This window comes from Williamsia muralis NBRC 105860 (assembly GCF_001598915.1).
In the GTDB taxonomy this organism is placed as follows: Bacteria; Actinomycetota; Actinomycetes; order Mycobacteriales; family Mycobacteriaceae; genus Williamsia; species Williamsia muralis.
Genome location: NZ_BDAP01000004.1, coordinates 314,580 through 341,123 on the forward strand (window position 1 = coordinate 314,580; position 26,544 = coordinate 341,123).

23 protein-coding genes are annotated in these 26,544 nt (G+C 65.7%); 4 read left to right on the plus strand and 19 right to left on the minus strand.

Annotated features, from left to right (window positions below):
- Nucleotides 1–126: 126 nt before the first annotated feature.
- From fusA to WIMU1_RS16995, 4 genes are all read right to left on the minus strand, one after another.
- Nucleotides 127–2,232, minus strand: coding sequence for an elongation factor G (gene fusA, locus WIMU1_RS16980; RefSeq protein ID WP_023956144.1), 2,106 nt, complete (start codon nucleotides 2,230–2,232; stop codon nucleotides 127–129).
- 68 nt (nucleotides 2,233–2,300) lie between these two features.
- Nucleotides 2,301–2,771: a 30S ribosomal protein S7 gene (gene rpsG, locus WIMU1_RS16985; protein WP_023956146.1), complete on the minus strand. Its 471-nt coding sequence runs from the start codon at nucleotides 2,769–2,771 to the stop codon at nucleotides 2,301–2,303.
- The gene (rpsL, locus tag WIMU1_RS16990) at nucleotides 2,771–3,145 is read right to left on the minus strand and encodes a 30S ribosomal protein S12 (RefSeq protein ID WP_023956148.1); all 375 of its coding nucleotides are present in this window, start codon (nucleotides 3,143–3,145) and stop codon (nucleotides 2,771–2,773) included. Before rpsL ends, rpsG begins: the two co-directional genes overlap by 1 nt.
- Nucleotides 3,146–3,472: 327 nt before the next feature.
- Nucleotides 3,473–5,161 (minus strand): SulP family inorganic anion transporter, encoded by a 1,689-nt coding sequence (locus tag WIMU1_RS16995; protein WP_084248371.1) that lies wholly within the window; start codon nucleotides 5,159–5,161, stop codon nucleotides 3,473–3,475.
- Nucleotides 5,162–5,300: 139 nt separating this feature from the next.
- Here WIMU1_RS16995 and WIMU1_RS17000 point away from each other — a divergent pair, with 139 nt between their 5' ends.
- From WIMU1_RS17000 to WIMU1_RS17015, 4 genes are all read left to right on the plus strand, one after another.
- On the plus strand, nucleotides 5,301–6,755 hold the full coding sequence (locus WIMU1_RS17000) for an SGNH/GDSL hydrolase family protein (RefSeq protein ID WP_084248337.1): 1,455 nt from the start codon (nucleotides 5,301–5,303) through the stop codon (nucleotides 6,753–6,755).
- 72 nt (nucleotides 6,756–6,827) lie between these two features.
- Nucleotides 6,828–8,516: a sigma-54-dependent Fis family transcriptional regulator gene (locus tag WIMU1_RS17005; RefSeq protein WP_503827255.1), complete on the plus strand. Its 1,689-nt coding sequence runs from the start codon at nucleotides 6,828–6,830 to the stop codon at nucleotides 8,514–8,516.
- A 151-nt stretch (nucleotides 8,517–8,667) separates the two neighbouring features.
- Nucleotides 8,668–10,164 carry an aldehyde dehydrogenase family protein gene (locus WIMU1_RS17010; RefSeq protein WP_062798950.1) on the plus strand — a complete coding sequence of 499 codons (1,497 nt, stop codon included), beginning with the start codon at nucleotides 8,668–8,670 and terminating at the stop codon, nucleotides 10,162–10,164.
- A gap of 44 nt (nucleotides 10,165–10,208) precedes the next feature.
- The gene (locus WIMU1_RS17015; protein WP_062798952.1) at nucleotides 10,209–11,321 is read left to right on the plus strand and encodes an NDMA-dependent alcohol dehydrogenase; all 1,113 of its coding nucleotides are present in this window, start codon (nucleotides 10,209–10,211) and stop codon (nucleotides 11,319–11,321) included.
- 64 nt (nucleotides 11,322–11,385) lie between these two features.
- Here WIMU1_RS17015 and WIMU1_RS17020 read toward each other — a convergent pair whose 3' ends face one another.
- The 15 genes from WIMU1_RS17020 to WIMU1_RS17090 form a co-directional block, all read right to left on the minus strand.
- A complete protein-coding gene (locus WIMU1_RS17020) occupies nucleotides 11,386–12,204 on the minus strand; it encodes a crotonase/enoyl-CoA hydratase family protein (protein WP_062798953.1) in 819 nt (272 codons plus the stop codon).
- 46 nt (nucleotides 12,205–12,250) lie between these two features.
- Entirely contained in the window at nucleotides 12,251–12,583 is a 333-nt protein-coding gene (locus WIMU1_RS17025) for an ArsR/SmtB family transcription factor (RefSeq protein ID WP_062798955.1), read from the minus strand.
- Nucleotides 12,570–13,028, minus strand: a complete 459-nt coding sequence (locus WIMU1_RS17030; RefSeq protein ID WP_031331740.1) for an SRPBCC family protein — start codon at nucleotides 13,026–13,028, stop codon at nucleotides 12,570–12,572. The genes WIMU1_RS17025 and WIMU1_RS17030 overlap by 14 nt, the downstream gene beginning before the upstream one ends.
- Nucleotides 13,029–13,108: 80 nt before the next feature.
- Complete coding sequence (locus WIMU1_RS17035) at nucleotides 13,109–13,711, minus strand: TetR/AcrR family transcriptional regulator (RefSeq protein WP_023956161.1); 603 nt, start codon at nucleotides 13,709–13,711, stop codon at nucleotides 13,109–13,111.
- Nucleotides 13,708–14,469, minus strand: coding sequence for an enoyl-CoA hydratase family protein (locus WIMU1_RS17040; protein WP_062798956.1), 762 nt, complete (start codon nucleotides 14,467–14,469; stop codon nucleotides 13,708–13,710). Before WIMU1_RS17040 ends, WIMU1_RS17035 begins: the two co-directional genes overlap by 4 nt.
- A 21-nt stretch (nucleotides 14,470–14,490) precedes the next feature.
- Entirely contained in the window at nucleotides 14,491–15,648 is a 1,158-nt protein-coding gene (locus WIMU1_RS17045) for an acyl-CoA dehydrogenase family protein (protein ID WP_023956165.1), read from the minus strand.
- Nucleotides 15,645–17,639, minus strand: coding sequence for an ATP-binding protein (locus WIMU1_RS17050; protein ID WP_245968943.1), 1,995 nt, complete (start codon nucleotides 17,637–17,639; stop codon nucleotides 15,645–15,647). Before WIMU1_RS17050 ends, WIMU1_RS17045 begins: the two co-directional genes overlap by 4 nt.
- Before the next feature lie 8 nt (nucleotides 17,640–17,647).
- Nucleotides 17,648–19,183: an acyl-CoA carboxylase subunit beta gene (locus WIMU1_RS17055; protein WP_243404681.1), complete on the minus strand. Its 1,536-nt coding sequence runs from the start codon at nucleotides 19,181–19,183 to the stop codon at nucleotides 17,648–17,650.
- 32 nt (nucleotides 19,184–19,215) lie between these two features.
- The gene (locus tag WIMU1_RS17060) at nucleotides 19,216–20,379 is read right to left on the minus strand and encodes an acyl-CoA dehydrogenase family protein (protein WP_245968941.1); all 1,164 of its coding nucleotides are present in this window, start codon (nucleotides 20,377–20,379) and stop codon (nucleotides 19,216–19,218) included.
- The gene (locus tag WIMU1_RS17065) at nucleotides 20,376–22,085 is read right to left on the minus strand and encodes an acyclic terpene utilization AtuA family protein (protein WP_062798961.1); all 1,710 of its coding nucleotides are present in this window, start codon (nucleotides 22,083–22,085) and stop codon (nucleotides 20,376–20,378) included. Before WIMU1_RS17065 ends, WIMU1_RS17060 begins: the two co-directional genes overlap by 4 nt.
- On the minus strand, nucleotides 22,082–22,846 hold the full coding sequence (locus WIMU1_RS17070; protein ID WP_062798962.1) for a TIGR03084 family metal-binding protein: 765 nt from the start codon (nucleotides 22,844–22,846) through the stop codon (nucleotides 22,082–22,084). Before WIMU1_RS17070 ends, WIMU1_RS17065 begins: the two co-directional genes overlap by 4 nt.
- Before the next feature lie 59 nt (nucleotides 22,847–22,905).
- Nucleotides 22,906–23,805: a PaaI family thioesterase gene (locus WIMU1_RS17075; protein WP_147431368.1), complete on the minus strand. Its 900-nt coding sequence runs from the start codon at nucleotides 23,803–23,805 to the stop codon at nucleotides 22,906–22,908.
- Nucleotides 23,806–23,839: 34 nt separating this feature from the next.
- Entirely contained in the window at nucleotides 23,840–24,712 is an 873-nt protein-coding gene (locus WIMU1_RS17080; RefSeq protein ID WP_084248338.1) for an SDR family NAD(P)-dependent oxidoreductase, read from the minus strand.
- A 5-nt stretch (nucleotides 24,713–24,717) separates the two neighbouring features.
- Nucleotides 24,718–25,974: a hypothetical protein gene (locus WIMU1_RS17085; protein WP_062798969.1), complete on the minus strand. Its 1,257-nt coding sequence runs from the start codon at nucleotides 25,972–25,974 to the stop codon at nucleotides 24,718–24,720.
- A 7-nt stretch (nucleotides 25,975–25,981) separates the two neighbouring features.
- Nucleotides 25,982–26,533 carry a hypothetical protein gene (locus tag WIMU1_RS17090; protein ID WP_062798971.1) on the minus strand — a complete coding sequence of 184 codons (552 nt, stop codon included), beginning with the start codon at nucleotides 26,531–26,533 and terminating at the stop codon, nucleotides 25,982–25,984.
- Nucleotides 26,534–26,544: the final 11 nt, after the last annotated feature.

Sequence of the window (26,544 nt, forward strand, 5' to 3'; positions counted from 1 at the left end):
CCGGAATCTTCCGGGTTTCACTGGGTGTTTAGTTCTTGCGCGGCAAGGGACTCACGTCCCCCGCCGGCAAGCGATTCTTATCTGCTGTGCGCCGGTGGCGCTATCGCCGAGGCGACGGGAGAGTAATCACTCACCCGTTGCTTTGGCAATGATCTCCTTCGACACGTTCGCCGGTACTTCAGCGTACGAGTCGAACACCATGGAGTAGTTTGCCCGGCCCTGGGTCTTCGACCGGAGGTCTCCGATGTAGCCGAACATCTCCGACAGCGGAACCAGTGCCTTGACGACACGGGCGCCACTGCGCTCTTCCATGGCCTGGATTTGACCACGGCGTGAGTTGAGGTCGCCGATCACGTCACCCATGTAGTCCTCGGGCGTCGTGACCTCTACGGCCATCAACGGTTCCAGGATCACCGGGCCCGCCATCCTGGCTGCTTCTTTCATCGCAGCCGATCCGGCGATCTTGAACGCCATCTCCGACGAGTCGACGTCATGGTAGGCGCCGTCGAGCAGAGTGAACTTCAAGTTGACCAGCGGGTAGCCCGCGAGCACGCCGTACTGCATCGCGTCCTGGGCGCCGGCATCCACAGAGGGGATGTACTCACGCGGGACGCGACCACCGGTCACGGCATTGACGAACTCGTAGGTGGCGCCGTCTTCGGCATCCACCAACGGCTCCAGCTTGACGATGACCTTTGCGAACTGGCCACTGCCACCGGTCTGCTTCTTGTGGGTGTAGTCGTGCTTCTCGACCGTCTTGCGGATGGTCTCTCGGTAGGCCACCTGGGGCTTACCGACGTTGGCCTCGACCTTGAACTCGCGCTTCATGCGGTCGACCAGGATGTCGAGGTGGAGCTCGCCCATGCCGCCGATGACGGTCTGGCCGGTCTCGTCGTCCAGCTTGACCGAGAACGTGGGGTCCTCTTCGGCCAGTTTCTGGATGGCGACACCCAGCTTTTCCTGGTCGGATTTGGTCTTCGGCTCGATCGAGACGTTGATGACCGGGTCCGGGAAGCTCATCGATTCCAGGACGATCGGTGCATTCGAGTCGCACAAGGTGTCACCGGTGGTGGTGTCCTTGAGGCCGATCATCGCGTAGATGTGGCCTGCCGTGGCATCCTCGACCGGCATTTCCTTGTTGGCGTGCATCTGGAACAGCTTGCCGATGCGCTCTTTCTTGCCCTTGGTGGCATTGAGCACGCCGGTGCCTGCCGTGATGTGCCCGGAGTACACACGCACGAACGTCAGCTTGCCGAAGAACGGGTGCGAGGCGATCTTGAATGCCAGCGCCGCGAACGGCTCGTCGGACGACGGCTTGCGCGACAGGATCTCTTCTTCGTTGCCGACCGCGTGACCTTCCACAGAGGGAACGTCGAGCGGGCTGGGCAGGTAGTCGATGACCGCGTCGAGCATGGGCTGCACGCCCTTGTTCTTGAACGCCGAGCCGCACAGCACCGGGTACAGCTCACGGGTGACGGTGAGCTTGCGGATGGCCGCCTTGACCTCGGCGATGCTGAGCTCTTCGCCACCGAAGTACTTCTCGAGCAGCGCTTCGTCGGTCTCGGCGACCGTCTCCATCAGCTTCTCGCGGTACTCCTTGGCCTTCTCCAGCAGATCGGCCGGGATCTCCTCGATGGTCGGCTCGGCACCGGTCGGCACTACGCCGCGCCAGGTGATCGCCTTCATCTCGATGAGGTCCACGACGCCGTCGAAGTCGTCCTCGGCACCGATCGGCAGCTGGAGAACCAGCGGCTTGGCACCGAGACGCTCTTCGATGGTGCGCACCGTGAAGTAGAAGTCGGCGCCCAGCTTGTCCATCTTGTTGACGAAGCAGATACGGGGGACTTCGTACTTCTCGGCCTGCCGCCAGACCTGCTCGGACTGCGGCTCCACGCCTTCTTTACCGTCGAACACCGCTACCGCACCGTCGAGCACACGCAGGCTTCGCTCCACCTCGACGGTGAAGTCGACGTGCCCGGGGGTGTCGATGATGTTGATCTGGTTCTTGTTCCAGAAACAGGTCACCGCAGCGGAGGTGATGGTGATACCCCGCTCCTTCTCCTGCTCCATCCAGTCGGTCGTCGAGGCGCCGTCGTGCGTCTCGCCGATCTTGTAGTTGACGCCGGTGTAGAAGAGGATTCGCTCGGTGGTGGTGGTCTTGCCGGCATCGATGTGAGCCATGATGCCGATGTTGCGAACCTTGTTGAGGTCGCTGAGCACTTCCTGTGCCACTTAATTCCTCACTCTGTATTGCCTGAAAGTTGTTGTAGCCGCCGGCCTGGAGGGCAGGCGGCCCGTTGTCACCAGCGGTAGTGCGCGAACGCCCGGTTGGCCTCGGCCATCTTGTGGGTGTCCTCGCGGCGCTTGACTGCTGCGCCGAGACCGTTGCTGGCGTCGAGCAGCTCGTTGGCGAGACGCTCGACCATCGTCTTCTCGCGACGCTGGCGACTGAAGGTCACCAACCAACGCAGCGCGAGCGTGTTGGCGCGGCCCGGCTTGACCTCGATGGGCACCTGGTAGGTGGCGCCACCGACGCGACGGCTCTTGACCTCGAGGGCCGGACGGACGTTGTCCAGCGCGCGCTTGAGGGTGACGACCGGATCGGTACCGGTCTTCTCACGAGCCTGTTCCAGGGCCTGGTAGACGATCCGCTCGGCGGTCGACTTCTTGCCGTCCAGCAGGATCTTGTTGACCAGCTGGGTCACGACGGGGCTGCCGTAGACCGGGTCGTTGATCAGGGGGCGCTTGGGTGCGGGTCCTTTACGTGGCATCAGCCCTTCTCCTTCTTCGCGCCGTACTTGCTGCGACCCTGCTTGCGAGCCTTGACACCCTGGGTGTCGAGCGAGCCGCGGATGACCTTGTAACGCACACCCGGGAGGTCCTTCACACGACCACCGCGGACGAGCACCATCGAGTGCTCCTGCAGGTTGTGGCCTTCACCGGGGATGTATGCGGTCACCTCGACCGAGCTGGTGAGACGAACACGAGCCACCTTCCGGAGCGCCGAGTTCGGCTTCTTCGGGGTGGTTGTGTAGACGCGAGTGCACACGCCGCGTCGCTGCGGGCTGCCCTTCAGCGCTGCCGTCTTCTGCTTGGCAGGCTTGTCATGGCGGCCCTTACGGACCAGCTGGTTGATAGTTGGCACTGAGAGTTCTTCCTTTGTTTGGCGTTCTTCGTCTCTGCTGCGGTTTCTGCTCCGGGCAAGTCCGATGTGATCGGTTCTTCCGCAGTACGCCCCACCGAGGCAAACGCCCTGGTCAGGTGTGGCCTTCCCTACCCCTTGGTCGGGCGTGTCGAAATTGCCCGACGCGACAGTTGAAGGCACGCAGATGGACCCGGCCGATCTAGAATATGGCGGAGGCCGGGCACCAGCGGTCAACTCTACCGACCGTGCGACCGCAGGTCAAAATCGTCCAGGACCGCTGCCGACCTGAGCGATCCTGCAGGTTGTCGCCTGTTCGTGCGCAGCCACTCAACGGCCCTCGCGGCCCCTGAACGCGTCCACCGCCGCCTCGATCGTGGGATGGAAACGGTCGGGGCCGAATCTGTCTCCCAGGCCGAATCGGATGAGCCTGTCTTTCATGGGCCCCTTCATCTCCGCGAAGACCAGACGGATGCCCTTGCTCGCCAGATAGGTGTCGAGATCGACGAGTTCGTCGACCGCGGTGGTGTCGATGCCGGTCACCGGTTCGGCCGCCACGATCACCCAGTCGACCCGCTCGTGGGCCGCCGCGACCACCGACCGGACGTAGTCGTCGAAGATGCCGCCGTTCGCGAAGAACAGCGGTGCATCAAAGCGGACGAGGACAAGACCCGGGATGCGGCGACCGCCCGGGTGGCGCGCGATGTCGTGGAAGCCAGGGCGGTCGGCGACCTGAACGAGCTCGGTGCGGTAGGGCTGCCAGGCCCGCGCGACCACGGCGACAAAGGACAGGCCGATCGCGACCAGGACCCCCTCGAGCACCCCGACCAGCGCGACGCCCACGAAGGCCGCGACCGCGAGAGCGAACTCGATCCTGCTCATCCGGAACATCCGGACCATGCCGCTCACGTCGACCAGAGCGGTGGCGGCCACGATCACCACGGCGGCGAGTGTGGCGTCGGGGAGGTAGGCGGTGACGCCCGGAGCTGCGAGCACGAAGACCAGGACGGCGAGGGCCCCGACGACTCCCGCGAGTTGGGTCTTGGCCCCGGCCTGCTCGGCCACGGGGGTGCGTGATCCACTCGCCGAGATCGGGAAGCCGCTGAAGAGGCCGCCGGCGATGTTGGCCACGCCGATTGCCTTCATCTCCGTGCTCCCGTTCACCTCTTCGCCGTGGCGGGCCGCGAACGTGCGGGACAGAACGCCTGTGTCGGCGAAAGCGATCAGCGCGATGCCGGCCGCGGGCCCGACGAGCTTGACCACGTCCGACCAGTCGACTCCCCCGAACGACGGCAGCGGCATGCCGTCGGGCAACGCGCCGACCATCCCGACGTCATCGGTGAGACCCAGGGCCGCGGACACGATGATCGCCGCCACGACGGCCACGAGAACCCCTGGCACGCGGGGTAACCAGAGCCGGAAGGCGACGATGATCGCCAGTGAGCCGAAACCGATTGTGGCGGTGACAAGGTCGACGCCGCCGCTGAATACAGCGTGGGCGGTCTCCCAACCCTGCTCGATCAGGTTGTCCGCATCGACGGAGAAGCCGAGCAGTTTCGGCAACTGGCCGACGACCACGATGAGCGCGATCGCGTTCAGATATCCGAGCCGGATCGGTTTCGACAGCAGGTCGGTGACGAACCCCAGCCGAAGGAACCCGGCGACGAGCAAGATGAGACCGACGAGGACTGCGAGGATTCCGGCGAGGGCGAGCGCGGTCTCCGGGTCTCCGGTCACCGCCAGCGGCACCACCGCCGCGGCGATCAGGGGCGCGAGCGACGAATCCGGTCCGAGGACAAGGATTTTCGACGGGCCCACCACCGCATACGCCAGGAGCGGGACGATGGTGGCATACAGGCCGGCATACGCGGGCAACCCTGCCGCCTCTGCGTAACCCATCCCGGCCGGGATCAGCAGCGCGGTCAACACCAGGCCCGCGGTGATGTCGGGACGCAGCCACTCCCGGCGATACTGCCGCGCGGTCGCGACCCCGGGCAAGCGGGCGAATACATCCGTCAAAGCGGTTCCCACGACTCCATCTCAGTCCGGTGCTGCAGACCAGTTCTCGGTTCCGGCGAGTCTATTCGCCTGTGCCGGCCCCTGATCGGACAATGCTGTTCGTCGCCCGCCTGCCGACGCCCGGCCCTACTGTTAGCAAATGTCACCATTTGAGCGGACGCTGTCGCCGATGACGCGCACCGCACGACGCTGCTGCGGCCCGTTCCTCGTTGCTCTCACCGTCGGTGCGGGCTTGGTCGTCGCCCCATCCGGCCCGGCGGCAGCGGCGCCCACACCGATCGTCTGCCCGGCTTCCGGTCCGTGGGTGGGGGCCTGGAGCGCGCCTGCAAGCGACGGGGCACTGTCCCCGGATGGACCTCCGAGTCCCTACTTCCCGCCCGTCGACCCCAGCCTCGTGCCCAATCCCGAGGTCGACAACTCGACGGTCCGGTCTGTCATCGTCCCGACCCGCGCCGGTGAGGTTCTCCGCGTGGACCTGTCCAACGAGTACGGCGAGGGGCCGGTGACCTTCACATCGGTGAGTGTGGGAAAACAGGCCACCGGCGCGGGCGTGTCGAATCCCGTTCCGCTCTTGTTCGGTGGACAGCCGACGGTGACGGTGCCTGCCGGCGGCGAGGTGGTCAGTGACCCCATGCCGTACGCCTTCCAGGCTTTCGAAGCACTGTCGATCAGTACCTTCACCCCTGACGACGTGGCGTCGGCAACCCGGCACTGGGTGGCGCGTCAGCGCTCGTACCTCACGGCCACCGGGGCCGGCGACAAGACACTCGACACCAGTGGCGCCGCGTTCGGCACCACCACGACGTCGCGGCTCTTCGTGACCGGGATGGACACCCTGGCCCCCGGAACGGGAGCGGTTGTCACACTTGGGGATTCTCTGACCGATGGCTATCAGACGGGCACACCAAACCCGACCGGACCGTCTCCCGAACTGCCCGCCGGCCTCGACGAGAACGTCCGATGGCCCGACCGCCTGGCCCGCCGGATCAACGAGCAGGGACTGCCGCTGACGGTTGTCAACGCCGGGATCTCGGGCAACAGGGTCGGTTTCGATGCGGCCGAGGGGCAGTCAGGGCTCATCAACACCTCTCGTGGGGATTCGGCATTGACTCGACTGGACCGAGACGTTCTGTCGGTTCCCAACGTGCGCACCGTTGTCCTGTTCGAAGGCATCAACGATCTGGGCCAGGCTCCCGGCGTCACCGTCGATCAGCTGACGCAGAACTATCAGACGATCATCGACACGCTGCACCGGCGCGGAATCCGCGTCCTGCAGGGCACCATCACCCCTGCCGGGGGCCATACCGGGCAGGGCAGTTACGGCACGACTGCGACCAACGATCTGCGCAACCAGGTCAACGAGTGGATCCGCACCAGCAGTCCCGCCGACGGTGTCGTGGACTTCGACAAGGCTGTCGCCGACCCGGCGAATCCTTCTGCTCTCCTTCCTGCCTACGACGACGGCGATCACCTCCACCTCAGCATCGCCGGCTACCAGAAGTTGGCCGACACCGTCGCTTTGGGTCAGCTGGCCGACAACTGTGGATCAGGATCGTCTGGTTCCTCCGATTCGGCCTGGGGTTCGGCGGCGTAGTCCTGCGCCACCGGCGCTCGTCCGGCGATCGACGCCCCAGGGACATCCGCCCTCGGGGCGCCCGGTTCCGCAGTGCTCCCGCCTACCGCGGGGGTAGCGTCGCGGGTGCAGATGAACAGCCGATCGCACACCCAGCCGAATCGCCCCGACATCGCCCAGTCGTGGCAGCGATCGCTGCTGGGTGGGCTGAAGCCAGGTGACTCGCCGGACGTGCGGCCTGTGGACATCTCATCGACCGAACACCCGTTGCTGCGGGCCGCCGGCCCGGTCATCGACGCCGTGGCACATCAATTGGCCGAGTCCAACACGGCCCTGCTGCTGGTGGATTCCGATGCCCGGCTCGTGTCCCGCACGTTCGGCGGGGTCCAGGTCGAGCAGGCACTGGAATCGGTGGGCGCGGTGTGCGGCGCCGAGTTCAGCGAGGACACGATGGGGACCACCGCGCTCGGTACCCCGCTCGAGATCCGGGACGGCATCGTCATCAATGCCGCCGAACACTTCCTCGAACAGTTCCGCAGCATCAGTTGTTATGGGCGGCCCATCCTCCATCCCGTCTCTCGTCGGCTGGAGGGGATCGTCTGCATGAGCAACCTCGAACCGACCGTCAATCCGCTGTTCGCGCCGTTTGTCGACCGGATCGCAGACGATATCGAGCAGCGGCTCCTCGAGGGGTCGAGGGCGCGGCAGACGGCGGTGGTGGAGGCGTTTCAGCGTGTCGCGCCCCGTCGCGATGTCGCCGTCGTCGCAGTCGGTGACGATCTGTTGCTGACCAATGCCCTTGCCGCCGACTTCCTCGCCTCCGCGGATTTCGGAACCCTCCGCGCACTGGCCGCCGATCTGGGTGCAGACGAGCGCCGAACGCAACTCGCACTGGTGTCGGGCAACATCGTGGAGATCGTCGGCCGGCGGGTGTCCGGCAGTGCCGGCGGCGCGCTCTTCCGCGTACGACCTCTGGATCTGCCCCACGTGCCGATTGCCCGTAAATCGCGCTCGCACACCGGCGTGGGCTTGCGGACAGACCGACTTCGCAGCGTGTGGGAGAACACTGCCATCACCGGCGAACCGGGTAGTGGACGGACCAGCACCGCGGCCGAACTGCTCGGCGATCGACCGGTACGCGCCGTGGACGCCGCGGCCCTGGTGACCGGATCGGGCGGTGGCGGACTGATCGGCCATCTCACCGGCACCGACGAGACCACCCTGCTCATCGAGAACGTGCATCTGCTTGATCCGCTGAGCCTGTCCGCGCTCAGGACGGCGGTTCTCGAGGGGACCCCACCCGTTGTGCTGACCGCTCCCCCGCTGCCCGAGTCACCTGGTCCGGTCGCCGCCCTCATCGCTCTGTGTCCGCGCCGGATAGATCTGGCGCCGCTGCGCCATCGCACGATCGACCTACCGGCCCTGGCGGGAAACGTGTTGTCGCGCATCGCGCCTCGTGCCGTGCTCGGTGCGGCAGCCGGTGAGGCCCTGCTCTCGTCCGACTGGCCGGGCAACCTGACCGAACTCACGATGGTTCTGCGAACCGCGGCCGACAACGCCGCCCGCCGCGCGGACCGGGTGATCACGGTTGCCGACCTGCCCGCGCACCATCAGACCACCACGCGCGCGCACCGGCTGTCCGGGCGCGACCGGGCCGAACGTCAGGCGATCGTCGAGGCCATGCAGGCCAGCGAGGGCAACAAGGTCCACGCCGCGAAAATGCTCGGCATCAGCCGCAGCACGCTGTACACCCGACTTCGCGCACTCGACATCGATCACTGAGGCTCGTTCGATCGACAGGACGAGTAGACGCTCGAGTCCTTCCGCAGCGTCCGGCGGGGTGTACAGATTCCGGACAGTTGGGCACCACCTTTCGTTGGCACTATGACCGCAGTCACATAAACGACTGTGCATGCTGACGCTAGGAGAATGTATGACCGCCATTGCCGAGCCCCAATTGACTTCGCAGGTAAGGGATTTCATTTCCACCGACCGTTCGATGCTGATCGGGGGCGAGTGGACCGGTGCCGCATCGGGCAAGACTTTCACCACCTTCGACCCGGCCACCACGGCTCCGATCACCGACGTCGCCCACGGCGACGCCACCGACGTCGACCGAGCGGTCCGGGCCGCCCGGCGAGCATTCGACGACGGGCCATGGGCCCGGATGAAGCCGAACGAGCGCGAACGTCTGCTCTGGCGGGTCGGGGATCTGCTCACCGAACGCGCGGAGGAGTTCGGCCAGCTCGAAGCCCTGGACAACGGCAAGTCAGCGGGTATCGCCGCCGCCGTCGACACGGCGTGGTCGGCCGACATCTTCCGATACAACGCGGGGCTGTGCACCAAGATCTTCGGATCCACGGTCAACGTGTCGATGCCCTTTGTCCCGGGCGGCGAGTTCCACGCCTACACCCTGCGCGACCCCGTCGGGGTATGCGGCCTCATCGTTCCTTGGAACTTCCCACTCCTGATGGCGTCGTTCAAGTTGGCCCCCGCACTGGCGGCCGGCAACACCGTGGTGCTCAAACCTGCCGAGCAAACCCCCTTGACTGCATTGCTTTTGGGCGAGATCTTCGAGGAAGCAGGATTTCCTCCCGGGGTCGTCAACATCGTCACCGGCTTCGGTGATGCCGGCGCCGCCCTGACGGCACATCCGGACGTGGACAAGATCGCGTTCACCGGGTCCACCGAGGTCGGCAAGAAAATCGTCGCGGCCGCCCAGGGCAACCTCAAGAAGGTCTCCCTCGAATTGGGTGGCAAGAGCCCGAACATCGTGTTCGCCGACGCCGACTTCGAGCAGGCCGTGGCCGGTTCGGTCGCCGCATGGATGTTCAACCACGGCCAATGCTGCGTCGCGGGCACGCGACTCTTCGTCGAGCGCCCGATCTTCGACGACTTCACCGCTGCCGTCGCAGAGGCTGCATCGAAGGCCAAGATCGGGCCTGGCCTCGATCCCACCACCGAACTCGGCCCGCTCATCTCACAGGAGCAGTTCGACAAGGTCAGTGGCTATCTCGCTCAGGGCCTTGCCGCCGGAGCACGGGCGCTGACCGGCGGAAAACGCTGGGGCACCGAAGGATACTTCATCGAACCCACCGTGTTCGTGGACGTCGAGCCGAGTTTCTCGATCGTCGAGGAAGAGATCTTCGGCCCCGTGGTGGCCGCGATGCCCTTCGACGGCGATGACGTGGTGGCTGCAGCGAACAACTCGATCTACGGACTCGCCGCGGGCATCTGGACCCGAGACCTGTCCAAGGCACACAAGACAGCCAGGCGCATCAAGGCCGGTTCGGTCTGGGTCAACCAGTACAACGGATTCGACACCGCAATGCCGTTCGGTGGCTACAAGCAGTCCGGCTGGGGCCGCGAACTCGGCAACTCGGCGATCGATCTCTACACCGAGACCAAATCGGTGAACATCGCTCTCTGACAAGACTTCTCGACATCCTCCTTCACACCACCGAAAGGACCATCATGAAAACCAAAGCCGCAGTGCTACTCGAGGCCGGCAAACCGTTCGAGATCATGGAGCTCGAACTCGACGGGCCGGGCCCCGGCGAGGTGCTCATCAAGTACACCGCTGCCGGACTCTGTCACTCCGACCTCCACCTGACCGACGGCGATCTACCGCCCCGCTATCCGATCGTCGGCGGACACGAAGGGTCAGGCATCATCGAGGAGGTGGGACCCGGCGTCACCAAGGTGAAGCCCGGCGACCACGTGGTGTGCAGCTTCATCCCCAACTGCGGTACCTGTCGCTACTGCTCGACCGGTCGGCAGAACCTCTGCGACATGGGCGCCACCATCCTGGAGGGCTCGATGCCCGACGGTTCCTTCCGATTCCACGGGGACGGAAAAGATTTCGGCGCCATGTGCATGCTCGGTACGTTCGCCGAACGCGCCACCATCTCACAGCACTCGGTTGTGAAGGTCGACGATTGGCTTCCGCTGGAGACCGCCGTCCTGGTCGGCTGCGGTGTGCCGTCCGGCTGGGGAACGGCGGTCAATGCCGGCAACCTCCGCAACGGCGACACGGCGGTGATCTACGGCATCGGCGGGCTGGGCATCAACGCCGTACAGGGTGCGGTGGGTGCCGGCTGCAAGTACGTGGTGGTGGTCGACCCCGTACCGCTCAAGCGCGAGACCGCGCTGAAGTTCGGCGCCACACACGCATTCGCCGATGCGGCCAGCGCCGCTGAAAAGGTCAATGAACTCACCTGGGGCCAAGGCGCCGACGCGGCCCTGATCCTGGTCGGCACCGTCGACCAGGACGTGGTGTCGGCCGCGACCGCGGTGATCGGCAAGGGCGGCACAGTGGTGATCACCGGCCTGGCGGACCCGACGAAGTTGACGGTGCAGGTGTCGGGCACCGATCTGACCCTGAACCAGAAGACGATCAAGGGGTCGCTCTTCGGATCGATGAATCCGCAGTACGACATCGTCAAACTCCTGCGGCTGTACGACGCCGGCCAGTTGAAACTGGATGAGCTGATCACACAGACCTACTCACTCGAACAGGTCAATCAGGGCTACCAGGATCTTCGCGACGGCAAGAACATCCGCGGGGTCATCCACCACGCGGCGTAACGAGTCCCGACGAAGGCCCGTACCCATCGCGCCAGGGGTGCGGGCTTTCGGCGTACATCGTGCGTCAGCGCCGGCGGCGTGCCATGTCCTCGGTGCGCCTACGGACGACCTCGATCTGCTCGGGTGAGCCGATCAGCTTCCGGATGGCGACCTGCTCGGCGTCGAATCCCGCGGCGAGGTCCACTCGCCCGGCCAGTTCGAGCAGAGCCTTGGCCTCGACCAGTGCGCCCCGTGAGTTGCCTGCGATCTCGGGGGCCAGCGCCGTGGCCGCCGACAGCGGTTCGTCGTCGGTGCGGGTCACCAGACCCATTGCGGCTGCGTCGCTTCCACTGAATCTGCGACCGGTGAACACCAGCTCCTTGGCGACGTCGCGGCCGACGAGCTCGGGCAGTATCTGCGTGCCGGTCATGTCCGGGATCAGTCCCCAGACGATCTCCATCACCGACAGTGTGGTGTCGGGCGCGGCGATCCGGATGTCCGCGCCGAGCGCCACCTGCAATCCCCCACCGAACGCGACGCCGTGGAGGGCGGCGATGACGGGTACGGGCACCAGCGACCACACGTGCACGGCTTGTTGGCCCAGAGCTGTTGCCGCGCCCAGACGTTCGCGGTCGGCCACGACGTCGGCAGCGCCACCTTGCATCAGTTCGAACTGTCCCATGTCGAGACCGGCACAGAACGCCCGGCCTTCACCGGCGATCACCACGGCGGAGACGTCGGTGCGGTCGATGAGCGCTGACCCGACGTCGACGAGCGCCTCGAACATCGCCGGATCGAGGGCGTTCATCTTGTCCGGCCTATTGAGCCGCACCTGCGCGACCCCATCGGCGACCTCACAGGTCACCCGCTGCCGGCCTGCTGCGTCCCCGCTCGTGTCAGTCATCACCGATTCATATCAGGTGGCCTGCCGGCAGCGGAAGAAGTTGGACCTAGGTGTTCGGATCGGCCTCGGCACGCGTCTTGATGTCGGCAAGACGACGATCCCAGCCGGCCGCGATGCCATCGAGTTCGCGGCCGATCCGGCTGAGCCGGGCGCCCACCGCGGTGAACCTCACCTCGCGGCCAGACTTCGACGACGAGACCAGACCCGTCTCCTCCAAGACCGCCAGATGCTTGGCAATGGCCTGTCGCGAGACCGGGAACTCCGCCGCGAGCGCCGACGCGGATGCCGGGGACCTGCCCAGCCTGACGAGCAGCCCCCAGCGGGTGTCGTCGGCGAGCGCGGCGAAGACTGCCGGCAGTTCGGTGTCAGCTCCGGACATCGACCTGAGCAAGTTCAAGGTGCCGCTTGGCGATACCCAGTTCCTGGGTCCATCCCTCGGTGTTGTCGTCGAACTTCTTTCGCCGTTCGGTGGCGTCCCCGGGCAGAGACGCGAACCCGCTCTCGGCAACCCTGAGAACCACTGACCCCGAGGACATCTCGTCGATCCAGAACTCGACCAACGTCGAGGCGCCCGCGGTGTCGTCCACATCGGCGATCCAGCGGAAGGCGGCGTACCTCGGCGGGTCCAGCGTGACGGTGCGAAGGGCAAAAGCACCGTGCACCGGATCATGCACGATGTCGACATCGCCGGACCGCTCGATCCGGTGGGGGGTGATCTCGGAATCGTTGATGTACCAACCGGGCTCACTGATCAGCGACCACACCCGATCCGCCGGTGCGTCGATGTCGATCTGCCGCTCGATGCGGTCGAAGTCTTCAATCATGGTGTCCTCCGTGTCTGATTGATGTGCAACCCAAGGATTGCACATTTCGGCAGGGATATGCAACCTCCTGGTTGCACACATCAGCGCAGAGACGCCTGCAGTTGCTCCGCCCACGCCCCGACGACCTGCCTGCGGCGCGCGGAGTCGTCGGACAACGTATCGGCCAATCCGAGCCCACGCGCAAAGTCCAGGGTCGCCTGCACCAGCCGATGGACCTTGGGGTCCGAATCGTCGACCCCCAGCATGTGCACCGTCATCGAATGGGCCGCGGCTCCGAACCGGCCCTCGAGCGGCAGGATCAACCGGCGCAGCGATTCGTCGGATGCTGCTGCGCACCACACCTGTAACGCCGCCTTGAACTCTTGACCGGTGTAGAACTCGACGGCCGTGGCGACGGCGACCTCGATCCGTCCGGCTCCAGGTGGGAGTCGCTCGGCCTCGTCGGTGGCACGCATCGTCAGGTTCTCGAAGACATGCTCGAGAGCAGCGGTGATGAGGTCCTCGCGGGTCGGGAAATGGTGTTGCGCCGCACCGCGGGACACGCCCGCGCGGCCGGCAACCACACCCACGCTGCACGCCGCCCAGCCATCGACGGCAAGCACGTCGATGGTCGCGTCGAGCAGGCGTTGCCGCGTCGCCCGACTGCGGTCCTGCTGGGGAGTTCGTACCGGGCCGCGCGTCATGGGTGCTCGGCCACCCACGGAGGCGGTTGCTTGTTCAGGAATGCGAGCATTCCCGCCCTGGCCTCATCCGAACCGAACAGGGCTGCCGATTCGCTCGCCAATCGTGCTGCGTCGCGGTCGAATTCACGCAGAATCGCCGTTGTGGTCAGCCGCTTGCTCGCGGCGAGACCCTGCGGGGAACCCTTGCGCAGATCGGCGCACCAGTTCGCCACGATGCCGGCCAGCGCTTCGGAGTCCGCCGCCGCGGTGGTGATCAGCCCGATCTCCTCGGCCACCTGAGCGTCGAACTTCTCACCGGTGAGGAAGTATCGGCCGGCCGCCCGCGACGTGAGTCTGGGGAGCACCGTGAGCGAGATCATCGATGGCGCAACGCCGATTCTCGCTTCGGTCAGCGCGAAGGTGCTCGCCGGGCCCGCCGCCACCAGATCGCAGGCCCCGACGAACCCGAACCCGCCTGCTCGTACGTGGCCATCGATCCGACCGATCACCGGCTTGGGCAACTCGATGATCGACCGCATGAGATCGATCATCACCTCTGGCCCGGTTCGGCCCGCCTCACTGAGATCGGCTCCTGCACAAAATGTCCCGCCGGTGTGAGTCAACACCACCGCTCGCACCGCCTGGTCGTCGCGGGCAGCGTCCAGTCGTGCGGTCAGCTGCTCGACCAGCGCGCCTGAGATCGCATTGCGGTTTCCTTGCGAATCCAGTGTGATGGTCGCGATTCCCGCCTCGGCGGCATATCCGACGATGTTGTCCATATCGGTTCTCGGGTTCCGCTCTCAGTACGACTTGGGTAGGCCGAGACTGTTCTGCGCCACGAAGTTCAGGATCATCTCGCGGCTGACGGGCGCCACGCGGGCGATCCGGCACAGGTTGAGCAGCGGCGCGAGCCCGTACTCGGTGGACAGACCGTTGCCGCCGAGCGACTGTACGGCGGAGTCGACGATCTTGACGCATGCCTCGGCCGCCGCATACTTGGCCATGTTCGCCGGTTCGGCCGCACCCCAGTCGTCCCCGGCGTCGTACAGCGTTGCGGCCTTCTGCATCATCAGTTTGGCCAGCTCCATCTCGATCTTGCCGACCGCCAGCGGATGTGCGATGGCCTGGTGTGCGCCGATGGGCGTCTTCCACACGGTCCGCTCGTTGACGTATTCCACCGCTCGGCCGAGAGCGAAGCGTCCCATCCCGACAGCTGACGCCGCTGCCATGATGCGCTCGGGGTTGAGACCGGCGAACAGTTGGCTCAGCGCCGCATCCTCGGAACCGACCAGTGCGGTCGACGGCAGGCGCACGTCGTCGAGGAACAGCAGGAACTGCTTCTCGGGATTGATCAGGTCCATCTCGATCTGATTGAACTCGAAACCCGGTGCGTCGGTGGGCAGGATGAACAGCGCGGGCTTGAGCCGGCCGGTCTTTGCGTCCTCGGTGCGGGCCACGATCAGCACGGCCTGGGCCTGGTCCACGCCGGACACGTAGATCTTGCGTCCCGAGAGCAGCCAGTCGCCACCGTCGCGCCGCGCAGTGGTGGTGATGTTGTGCGAGTTGGACCCCGCATCAGGTTCGGTGATACCGAAAGCCATGGTGATCGACCCGTCGGCGAGTCCGGGCAGCCACTGCTTCTTCTGGTCTTCGGTGCCGAAGCGCGCGATGACGTTTCCGCAGATCGCCGGGGAGACCACCATCATCAGCAGTCCGCTACCGATGGCCGCCAGTTCTTCCATCACGATCGACAGCTCGTACATTCCCGCGCCGCCGCCGCCGTACTCCTCGGGCAGGTTGACACCGATGAAGCCCAGCTTTCCTGCCTCAGACCATAATTCGTCCGTCTTGCGGCCACTGCGGGCGCAATCGAGGAAGTACTCGTGGCCGAAACGGCCGCCGAGACCGGCCACCGAACTGCGTAACGCCTTCTGCTCATCTGTTTCCACAAAGCTCATGCTGACTCTCCCTCGATCTCGTTCGGCCGATGTTCTGAGATGACGGCGAGCACTTCGCCCACGGCCACCTGTTGTCCTGCCCCGATGGGCAGTTTCTCCACGATTCCGTCTGCGGAGGCCGAGATGGTGTGCTCCATCTTCATCGCCTCGAGCCACAGCAGCGGCTCGCCCTTCGTGACGGTCTGACCTTCCACGACAGCGATCCTGATGATCGACCCCGGCATCGGGGCGAGCAGCGATCCGGGGGCACTCATCTCGGCGGGATCAACGAATCGCGGTGCCCTGCTCAGCGTCACCGACCCACCTGAGAAATCGACCCAGCGCGCGTCGTCGCGTCGACGTACCCGGAAGGTGCGGTCCACGCCGGCGACGGTGAGGGTCACTGCGTTGCTGTGCATCGTCTTCACAGTCACCGCTGGGTCGTCCGGCAGCACCACACCGTCACGTGTCACCCGGTATCGCACCGTCGTCTCGTCGGTGTTCTCACCGAACGTGTAGTTCTTCGTCTGGCTGGCCGACGGCAGGTTGCGCCAGCCCGACGGCAGTCCCCCATCCACGCCCGCACGGCTACGGTTGTCGGCGGCGTCGGCGAGTGCGGCGGCGATGATGGCCTCGCGTCGTCGCTCCTCACCGGCCAGAGGGGCCGACAGGACGTCGAGACCGATCTCGTCGATGAACTTGGTGGTGGTGTCGCCATCACGGAACTCGTTGCGGCGCAGCATCGCCACCAGCATGTCGCGGTTGGTGCGTGGACCGTGGAGTTCCGCCGACTCGAGCGCCCCTGCCAGGATGTTGATCGCGGTGCGTCGGTCCGGTGCCCAGCTGATCACCTTCGCGAGCATCGGGTCGTAGAAGACCGAGATCTCGCTTCCGTCCTCGATGCCCGAGTCCACTCGCACACCGGGTGCTCCCAGCCGGCGGAAGGCCGCATCGCCCGCGATGTGGACGTGATCGACCCTGCCGGACTGGGGTTGCCAGTCGGCGCCGGGATCCTCGGCATACAGGCGAACCTCGATCGAGTGACCCTGCGGCTTCGGAGCTTCGGGTGGCAGATGTGCGCCCTCGGCGATGTGCAGTTGCCACGCGACCAGGTCGAGCCCACTGGTCTCCTCTGTGACGGGGTGTTCGACCTGCAGCCGGGTGTTCATCTCCAAGAAGAAGAACCGTCCGTTGTCGTCGGCGAGGAACTCGACGGTCCCGGCTCCGGTGTAACCGATGGCCGATGCAGCGGCCACCGCGGCATCGAAGAGTTCGCGGCGCAATGCGGCGCCGATTCGCTCCACGAGCGGTGACGGCGCCTCCTCGATGATCTTCTGATGGCGCCGCTGTATCGAGCACTCCCGCTCGCCCACCGCCCACACGTTTCCTGCTGCGTCGCCCAGCACCTGCACCTCGATGTGGTGGCCGCGCTCGATGTACGGTTCGCAGAACACCGTCGCGTCACCGAACGCCGATTGCGCTTCACGAGCTGCAGCTGCCACCTCTGCGGCCAGGTCGGCGAGGTCGCGAACGATGCGCATACCCCGGCCACCACCGCCGGCCGATGCCTTGATCAGGACCGGGAGATCTTCGGCGGCAATGGCATCCGGATCCAGGTTGCTCAACACCGGCACACCGGCGTCGGCCATGATCGCCTTGGCGTTCACCTTCGAACCCATGGCATCGATCGCCGATGGATCGGGGCCGATCCAGGTGAGCCCGGCCTCGATCACCGCTCGGGCGAAGGCGGCGTTCTCGGACAGGAAGCCGTAGCCCGGGTGCACCGCATCGGCACCGGCGGCACGCGCGGCAGCGATCACCGCATCGATCTTGAGATAAGTATCGGCAGAGGTGTTGCCCGGCAATCGGACTGCCACATCTGCCTCACGGACGTGAGGAGCAGTGGCGTCGGGGTCCGAGTACACCGCGACGGTGCCGAATCCGAGACGGCGGCATGTGGCGAAGACCCGGCGCGCGATCTCGCCGCGGTTGGCCACCAGTACTGTTTGCATGTTTCCCATCACATCCGGAAGACGCCGAAGTTGCTGGTGCCTTGCACCGGCCCGTTGTCGATCGCCGAGAGGCAGAGCCCGAGAACCGTACGGCTGTCCCGAGGGTCGATGATGCCGTCGTCGTACAGCATTCCCGAGAGGAACGCCGGCATCGACTCCTTCTCGATCTGGGCTTCGATCATCGCGCGCATCCCGGCGTCGGCCTCTTCGTCGACCGTTCCGCCCCTGGCCTCGGTCGCGGCGCGCGACACCATCGAGATCACTCCGGCCAGTTGGGCTGCCCCCATCACCGCCGACTTCGCGCTGGGCCAGCTGAACAGGAAGCGGGGGTTGTACGCCCGTCCGCACATGCCGTAGTGGCCTGCTCCGTAGCTCGCGCCGATCAGCAGCGAGATGTGCGGGACGGTGGAGTTCGATACCGCATTGATCATCATCGAGCCGTGTTTGATGATGCCGCCCCGCTCGTATTCTTGACCCACCATGTATCCGGTGGTGTTGTGCAAGAACAGCAAAGGGGTGTCCGAGCGGTTCGCGAGTTGGATGAACTGGGTGGCCTTCTGCGCCTCGGCGCTGAACAGCACCCCCTGGGCGTTCGCCAGGATCCCGATCGGATAGCCGTGGATGCGCGCCCATCCCGTGCACAGCGACGATCCGTACTCGGGTTTGAACTCGTCGAACACGCTGTCGTCGACGATGCGGGTGATGACGTCGCGAGGATCGAACGGAATCCTCAGGTCTCCCGGCACGATCCCGAGCAGATCCGATTCGGGATGGCGCGGTTCGATACTCGCTGCGACCGGGCCGGGGCCGCGCTTACGCCAGTTGAGCCGGGCCACGATCCGGCGGCCGATCCGGATGGCGTCGCGTTCGTCGGTGGCGTAATAGTCGGCGAGCCCGGACGTACGCGCGTGCATCTGGGCACCACCGAGGGACTCGTCGTCGCTGACCTCACCGGTGGCCATCTTCACCAGCGGCGGCCCGCCGAGGAACACCTTGGACTGGCCTTCGATCATCACGGTGTGGTCGGACATGCCCGGCAGGTAGGCGCCACCGGCGGTGGAGTTGCCGAAAACCAGTGACAGCGTAGGTATCCCGGCCGCAGACAGCCTGGTGAGGTCCCGGAACATCGCGCCTCCGGGGATGAACACCTCCTTCTGCGTGGGCAGGTCCGCTCCCCCGGATTCCACGAGATTGATCAGTGGAAGACGGTTCTCCAGAGCGATCTGATTGGCGCGCAGGCCCTTACGGAGTGTCCAGGGATTGGAGGTACCGCCACGCACGGTCGGGTCGTTGGCCACGAGTACACATTCGACCCCTTCGATCACACCGATGCCGGTGACGATCGAGGCCCCCACAGGGAAGTCGGATCCGTACGCGGCGATGGGCGACAGTTCCAGGAACGGACTGTCCTCATCCACCAGCAACTCGATGCGTTCGCGGGCCAGCAGCTTGCCGCGTTCGCGGTGGCGGGCCACCTTCTTCTCGCCGCCACCGGCCGCAGCCTGAGCGAACAGTTCCTCGATCTCGGCGATCTTGCCGAGCATCGAAGTGGTGGCGTCGTCGATCTCGGGCGCGCTCACGGGTGGTACCCCAATCGTTTTCCGGCCAGGCCGGTGAGGATTTCGGTTGTTCCGCCGCCGATGCCGATGATTCGCATGTCGCGATACTGGCGTTCGACCTCGGTGCCGGTCATGTACCCCGCCCCACCGAACAGCTGAACTGCCTTGTCGGCCACCCACTCCCCGGCCTCGACCGCGCTGTTCTTCGCGAAACAGACCTCGGCGATCAGATCGGTCTCGCCGGCGGCCGCGGCGTCCACGATGGCGTGGGTGTAGGTGCGGACCACGTCGATCTTGCGGGCCATCTCGGTGACCGTTGCCTGCACCGACTGCCGGGCGATCAGCGGCTTGCCGAAGGTGTGCCGCTCGCGGATCCACTCCAGGGTGAGGTCGAGACACCGTTGGGCGCTCGCGTAGGCCTGCACGGCCAGGCCGACCCGTTCGGTGACAAAGGCTTGCGCGATCTGCACGAACCCGGAGTTCTCCGCACCGACGAGGTTGGTGACGGGTACGCGGACGTCCACGTACGACAGCTCAGCGGTATCCGATGCGCGCCAACCCATCTTGTCGAGCTTGCGGGTGACCGTGAAGCCCGGGGTGCCGCGCTCGACCACCAGCAGGGAGACGCCACCTGCACCCGGCCCGCCGGTGCGTACCGCGGTGACGACGAAGTCCGCACGTACACCTGAGGTGATGTAGGTCTTGGCGCCGTTGACAATGTAGTGATCACCGTCGCGAACCGCAGCGGTGGTCAGGTGGCCGACATCGCTGCCACCGCCGGGTTCGGTGATCGCGAGACTGCCGATCTTCTCTCCGGCCAACGTGGGCCGGACCCACTTCTCGATCTGCTCGGCATCTCGTGCCGCGATCAGATGCGGTAGCGCGATCCCGCAGGTGAGCAGCGACGAGAACACCCCACCGGACACCCCCGCATAGTGCAGTTCCTCGCCCAAAATCGTGGCGTCGATCAGGTCTCCACCCGAGCCGCCGACTTCTTCGGGAAAGCCCAATCCGAGGAGCCCCACCTCCGCGGCCTGCTTGTGCAGGTCCAGCGGCAGCTCGCCGAGGCGCTCCCACTCGTCCTGGTGCGGCAAGATGTGTCGCTGCGCGAAAGCCCTGACGGTACTGCGCAATTGCGCCCGCTCGTCAGTTCTCCACGCTGGGGTCTCGAGTGTTCTCACGTCAGCTCTCCGAATTCGATGGGGATGTCGATGTGTCGTGATCTCAGCCATTCCCCCAGGCCTTTGGCCTGAGGGTCGAACCGGACGTTGTCCGCGACACCGCGACCGAGGATGCCCTCGATCACGAAGTTGATCGCCAGCAGGTTCGGAAAGACGTGGCGATGGACCGTCAGTCCGGCGGCTTCGGGGATCAGGGCTGTGAACCGATCGGTCGTGAGGGTTGCCACCAGCCACTCGAAATGGTCCGGGTTGCGCACCCACACACCGACATTGGCGCTTCCGCCCTTGTCCCCACTGCGCGCGCCGGCGATGTCGCCGAGCGGAGCCCGTCGGGTGAGGCCCCAGCGGGCGGGATCGGCCGGCTCGTCCGGCGACAATGTGTCGGCAGCCGGAGCCGACGTCGCCACCGGGCTGGCATCGATGTCGAGCGTCGTTCCGTCCGCGAGATGCACACGGTGAGGAACGCTGTGTGCCGGTACATATCCGGGCTCGAACACCGCAAAGGGCGAGCCTGCCCCCGGCGGGGCGGTCATCGTGAAGCCCGGATAGCTGGCCAGCGCCAATTCGACCGCAGCCGAGGAGAACTGGCGCCCGACGACCTTCGGGTCAGTGTCCTTGGCGACGCACTGGAGCACTGCACTCGCCTGTTGTTGCGTCGGTGCGTCGGTTTGATCGAGGCGGGTGAGGGTCCAGGTGAGGTCGGCCGGTGCGCGATGCAAATCGGACTCGAACTGCGCCCGCACCAGTTCGGCCTTCGCCTCGATGTCCAGACCCGTGAGGATCATGGTGATCTCGTTACGGAATCCGGCCAGATGGTTCAGCGACACCTTCAGCGTGTCCGGTGGTGCCTCACCTCGCACACCGGTCACCCGCACGCGGTCGTCGCCGAGATCCTCGAGCTCGATCGTGTCGAGACGAGTGGTTGCATCAGGCCCGAGGTAGCGCGGCCCGCCTACCTCGTACAGCAACTGAGCTGTGACGGTTCCGACCGTGACCGCCCCGCCCGTTCCGGCATGTTTGGTGATCACCGACGACCCGTCGGCCTCGACCTCGGCGATCGGGAATCCCGGGTGACGCAGGTCTGCGATCTCGGTGAAGAACGCATAGTTGCCGCCGGTTGCCTGGGTGCCGCATTCGATGATGTGGCCGGCGACCATGGCACCGGCAATCTGATCGAGATGGTCGGGCTCCCAACCGAAGTGGGCGATGGCGGGACCCACGGCCAGTGACGCGTCGGTGACGCGACCGGTCACCACGATGTCGGCGCCGGCCTGCAGCGCGGCGGCGATGCCGAAGCCACCGAGGTACGCGTTTGCTGTCAGTGGCGTTCCCAGCCCGAGATCGGCGGCACTCGCGGTGAGGTCGTCGCCGTCGATGTAGGCGATGGACGGTGAGAGGCCGAGTTCGCCGGCCAGCCGGGTCAACGCCTCGGCCAGGCCCGCCGGGTTCACCCCGCCCGCGTTGCTGACGATCTTGACACCGCGATCCATCGCCGTGCCGAGATTTGTCTCCATCTGTCGCAGAAAGGTTTTCGCGTATCCGAGCGTGGAGTCCTTGAGTCGGTCACGTCCGAGGATGAGCATGGTCAGCTCGGCAAGGTAGTCGCCGGTCAGGTAGTCGAGATCACCGCCCGTCAGCATCTCCTGCATCGCGGCGAAGCGGTCGCCGTAGAAACCTGACGCGTTGCCGATGCGTACCGCGCTCATCGGCCGCCTCCAGGAGGACCCGCGAAGCACTGCGCGATGGTCACCCACTGGGCCGCATCGTCACCCTCGGTGCGGATGTCGACATCCGCCGGGTTCCGGCGTTGGGTCACCAAGAGGCAGAAGTCGAGTGCCGAACCGGACACCTTCTGCGCAGCGCCCTCTGGCCCCCACGTCCACACCGAACCGTCGGGAGCCGCGAGTTCATACCGGAATTCCTCGGCGGGAGGAATGATCTGGTTCACCTGGTACGCAAAATCACGGGTTCTGACCCCCAGATGTGCAATCGACTTCAGTCGAGCGGTCGGCTCGTTGGAGATTCCCAGCGCATCGGCGATGTCGAGGCCGTGAGCCCACACCTCCATGAGCCGGGCCGTGGCCATCGATGCCGCCGACATGGGCGGCCCGAACCACGGCAGCTTCTCGCCGGGAGGGTGGGACAAGAGCGCGTCCATCAGAGCACGTCGGCGCGTACGCCACTCGGCAAGGAGTTGTGCGGGCGGCTTCGCCGCCTCTTCACGAGCCCCGTCATCGACGAACGTGGCGGGTTTCTCCCATGCCGTCTTGAGGATGTCGTCGAACGCTGCGGCGTCGGTGGCCGCGACGCGCGCCTGCTCGTCGGTCCACGACAGGTGTGCCACCTGGTCGATGACCCTCCACCCGACAGCGGGAGTTCTTGCGAACCAACCGGATTCGGGTAGATCTGCAACCATGCTGTCGACGACGTCGATCTCGGCGGACAGGTCTGCCACCAACTCGGCCACGATGCTCACCGGGCCAGCATCACACGACCCGGGAGCTAAAGCAAGCACTGCTGCTTGTTTTAGCCCGGTGATACCACTGCGGCATCGGCCGTGGCCTCGGCGAGGACAGTTCCGTCGGCGCCCACCATGGTGGCCAGCAGCGAGACGATCCGGCGGCCTGCCTTGATCAGCTGGACCGAGATGACCAGCTCACCCCCTTCTATCGCGGGCGATCGGAAGTAGCTGAGCGTGATGTCGACGATCCGGAAACGGACTCGCGCGGCGGCCGGCAACTCGGCGCCGAGCGAGCACGCCTCCGTCATCGCGGCCACCACCACGCCGCCGTGCATGGTGCCCATCCGATTGGCCATCCCGGGGGTCGGCGTGACGGCGACGGTGATGTTCTTGTCGCCCACCGCGGCCACCCGGATGCCGAACATCCGCTGCACGGGTCCGTGCCCGATGCTTCCCTCTGCCAGACCACGAAGTATGTCGACACCGGTGAGCGCGTCGTCGAGAGGTGGGGGTGCGGGCGCCTCATGAAGACGGCGGGCAGACCCCGCGGCGTGGCCGGCCTCTCCCTCGGGTACCTCGCCGGTCGGTCTGCTGACGACGATCCCTCGCCCGATCGCCAAACAGACCACGTGGCCACCGTCGTCGACCAGTTCGGCCGACGTCACCCCGTGTCCACCCGTCATCCCGACCACTCGACCGAACCCCTGCACGGAGGTGCCGACGGTCACGGGTACCGGCATCGACAGCGCGAGCCTCGCCTGTACTGTTGCCGATCCCGGGGGCTGCGAATGATAGAACTCGGAACCGCCCACGATCTCGGCGAGTGTGGCGACCGAGGTCAGTCCGGCATCACCCCGGTGATCCAGCAATCCGGTCCCCACGTACTGGCTAAAAGAACGAACACCCGCGTCGGTTTTCGAGTACTCGATGGCGAGCGAGGTCAGCGGCCCAGACGATTCGGTCATGTCCACTGCCTATCACGACCGTTGCCCACGCAGATCAGTCGGGAACGAGTCGATGTAACTCCGGCAGTGTGTAGGGCGGTTCGTCCTGGTGTCCGCGATACGCCACGAAAGCGGGCTCGAACGCCGGGTATCGGCCGATGAATCCTCCTGCTGCACTGAATATCTGGCCGGTCACCTCGGACGCCAGATCACTCACCAGGTAGGCGTACAGCGGGGCCACGTAATCCGGCGGTGCCGGATCGAGCGCGGCGTCACGGGTGAACTCGTCGAGCAGTCCGCGCTCGAAGAGACCCTTGATGTGCGCTTCGTAGCCGGCGCCGGTCGACAATCGGGTTCTCCCACCGGGACAGATGACGTTGACCCGGACGCCGTGCGGCTTCAGGTCCGCGGCCAGCGCCAGCGCCAGACCATTGACGCCGCCTTTGGCCGCCGGATATCCGGTGCCACCGAAGTTGCCGGCCGCAGCCGCCGAGCCCGTGGCCACGATCGACCCGTGACCCTGCCGGGACAGGACCGGCGCGGCGACCCGAGCCAACTCGAAGGTGCTCAGCAGGTGGGCGTCGAGCTGCGCGCGGAAGTCGGCAGTCGACATGGTGAGGATCGACGACTGTTCGGGTTCGGCGATCCCGGCGCAGTTGATCACCGCATCCAAACGGCCGAACCCGTCGATCGATGCCGCGATCAGCGCTTCGGCGACGCCGTCGTCGGCCGCTGAACCCGCAACCGCCACAGCGACACCGCCGCGGTCCCTCATATCGGCGGCCGCGCGGGACGCCACGTCACCGTCGCGTCCGTTTATCACCACCGATGCACCCTCGGCGACGAGACGTTCGGCCACGGCGCGACCGATTCCCCGGCTCGAACCGGCGATCACCACGCACTTGCCGGAGAGATGCTGTTCGGCCACGGAGGTCAGGCGCCCGTGTTGACCGGCGTGATCGACAGCGGGATACCTCGATCGGCGAACTCGAAGGTCGATCCGCCGCTGAATCGCGCGATCGCGACCTCGCCGAGTTCCTTGATGGCTTCGGCATGTGCGATCTCGACCACAACGTCGCCACCGTCGCGGTAACCGGTCACCGCTGACCAGGTGAGATCGACACCGGTGGCCATCGCCAGGACCGGCTCGAGATGGTCTGGATCGATGTGTGCCAGCCAGCCGCCGTCGGCGACCGCACTGGAATCGGCGGGGATACGCAGCCGGACGATGGCGGACTGCCCCGTGCCGTGCACAGACACCTCGGTGCCCGCGTACTGATCAGGACCGAGGATCGGATGTACCCGCAGTACCGCGGCCAGATCCTCGGCGCCCTGTCCGAGGCCAAGGCATTTACGCAACCGATCGGCCGTCAGACCGGATATTCCCGTCAACTGCTTGCGGAAGATCTCGGCTGCCTTGTCTTCGTCGGTCTTGCCCCGCACCGACATCAGGAAGCCCAACGCCAGCAGATGGTGTTGCAGTGCAACCTCTTCGGCGATACGTACCAGGGCCGAGTGGGACCAGTCCTCGAAACGCAGGTCTTCCCAGACCGGCCCGATGTAGTCGCCGTGGCCTTCGCTTTCCGGGTCGATCGGCGACAGTTCGATCTTCGCAGCCTGTGTTTTCGACATCTCGATGGATTCGGGAGGCAGCGGCAGCTCTTCGCGGTCCGGCTCGATGGTGACCGTCCACGCGCAGTGCGGGTGCTGATCCGCCGGGCGGCGAGGTGGCCGGTGGATCGGGCGAATCCGTGCCCGCCGGTTGGTGGCGATCGCGGTAGCGTCGAAGGTGGGGTCTTCGATGTCGTGGCACATCGAGGTCACGTAGTCGTCGCCCATCGGCTCCACGTCCATCAACGCGCCGCAGTGGTTGAGGACGAACTCGCCGTGATACTTGTCGAAGATCGTGTAGCGGAAGTCCATGAACTGCGGTGGTGCGCCGATGTCGAGCTGCAGGCATTTGAACATGTCTGCCACGCCGTCACCGTCGATCTGCAGAGCAGTTCGCATCCGTCCGGTGTAGACCGGGCTCGCGGCCATCCATTCCTCGATCGCGATCTGCGCCATGGTCTCGCGGCCGAAAGCGGCTATGCAGTGCGCCATTCCGGACCGGTCGATCAATTGGCCGGACAGCAGTAGTTCTGGCACCAGCTTGGCCAGCTGGGCGCGACTCAGGTCCGCGTATGACATCTGCCGGTCACCACATCGGTACTGGAGTCTTGCCGAGGGGGTACCACCCTGGCAGCAACTCCTTGGCGTTGATGACCCGGTCGATGCGGCCCTGCATTCCCTTGCTCATCACGCCGTCGGTCATCATCTCCATGAACAGCGCGGTGACGTTGCCGTAGTCGAAGAAGTCCCGCTGCCAGCCCCACTTGAAATCGCCGGCGTACTTGAACCAGCTGCCCTGAATCCCTTCCAGCCCATAGTGCGAACCATCCGGGCGGGTGGCCTCGAAGATCTGCTTCCACAGTCCGAGCATGTCGCCGGTCTTCTCATCGATCACCCACGTCTGGTAGGGGTAGGTCCACCCGTCGAGACCGTCCATCTCGTAGCCGATCGCGTAGTCACGGATCTCATCTCGACCGACCGCCATGAAGTCATGCTTGGCGCCATAATTCCAGCCGTATGTGGCGTCTTCGGTGTAGAACTCCGCAAGGGGACGCCAGTCGCCGGCTTTCTCGCAGTCGACGTTCCCCTGCAGCCACCGCTCGACCATCTCGTCGAGCTCAGCGCGATCAAATGCCATGGAAATAACCA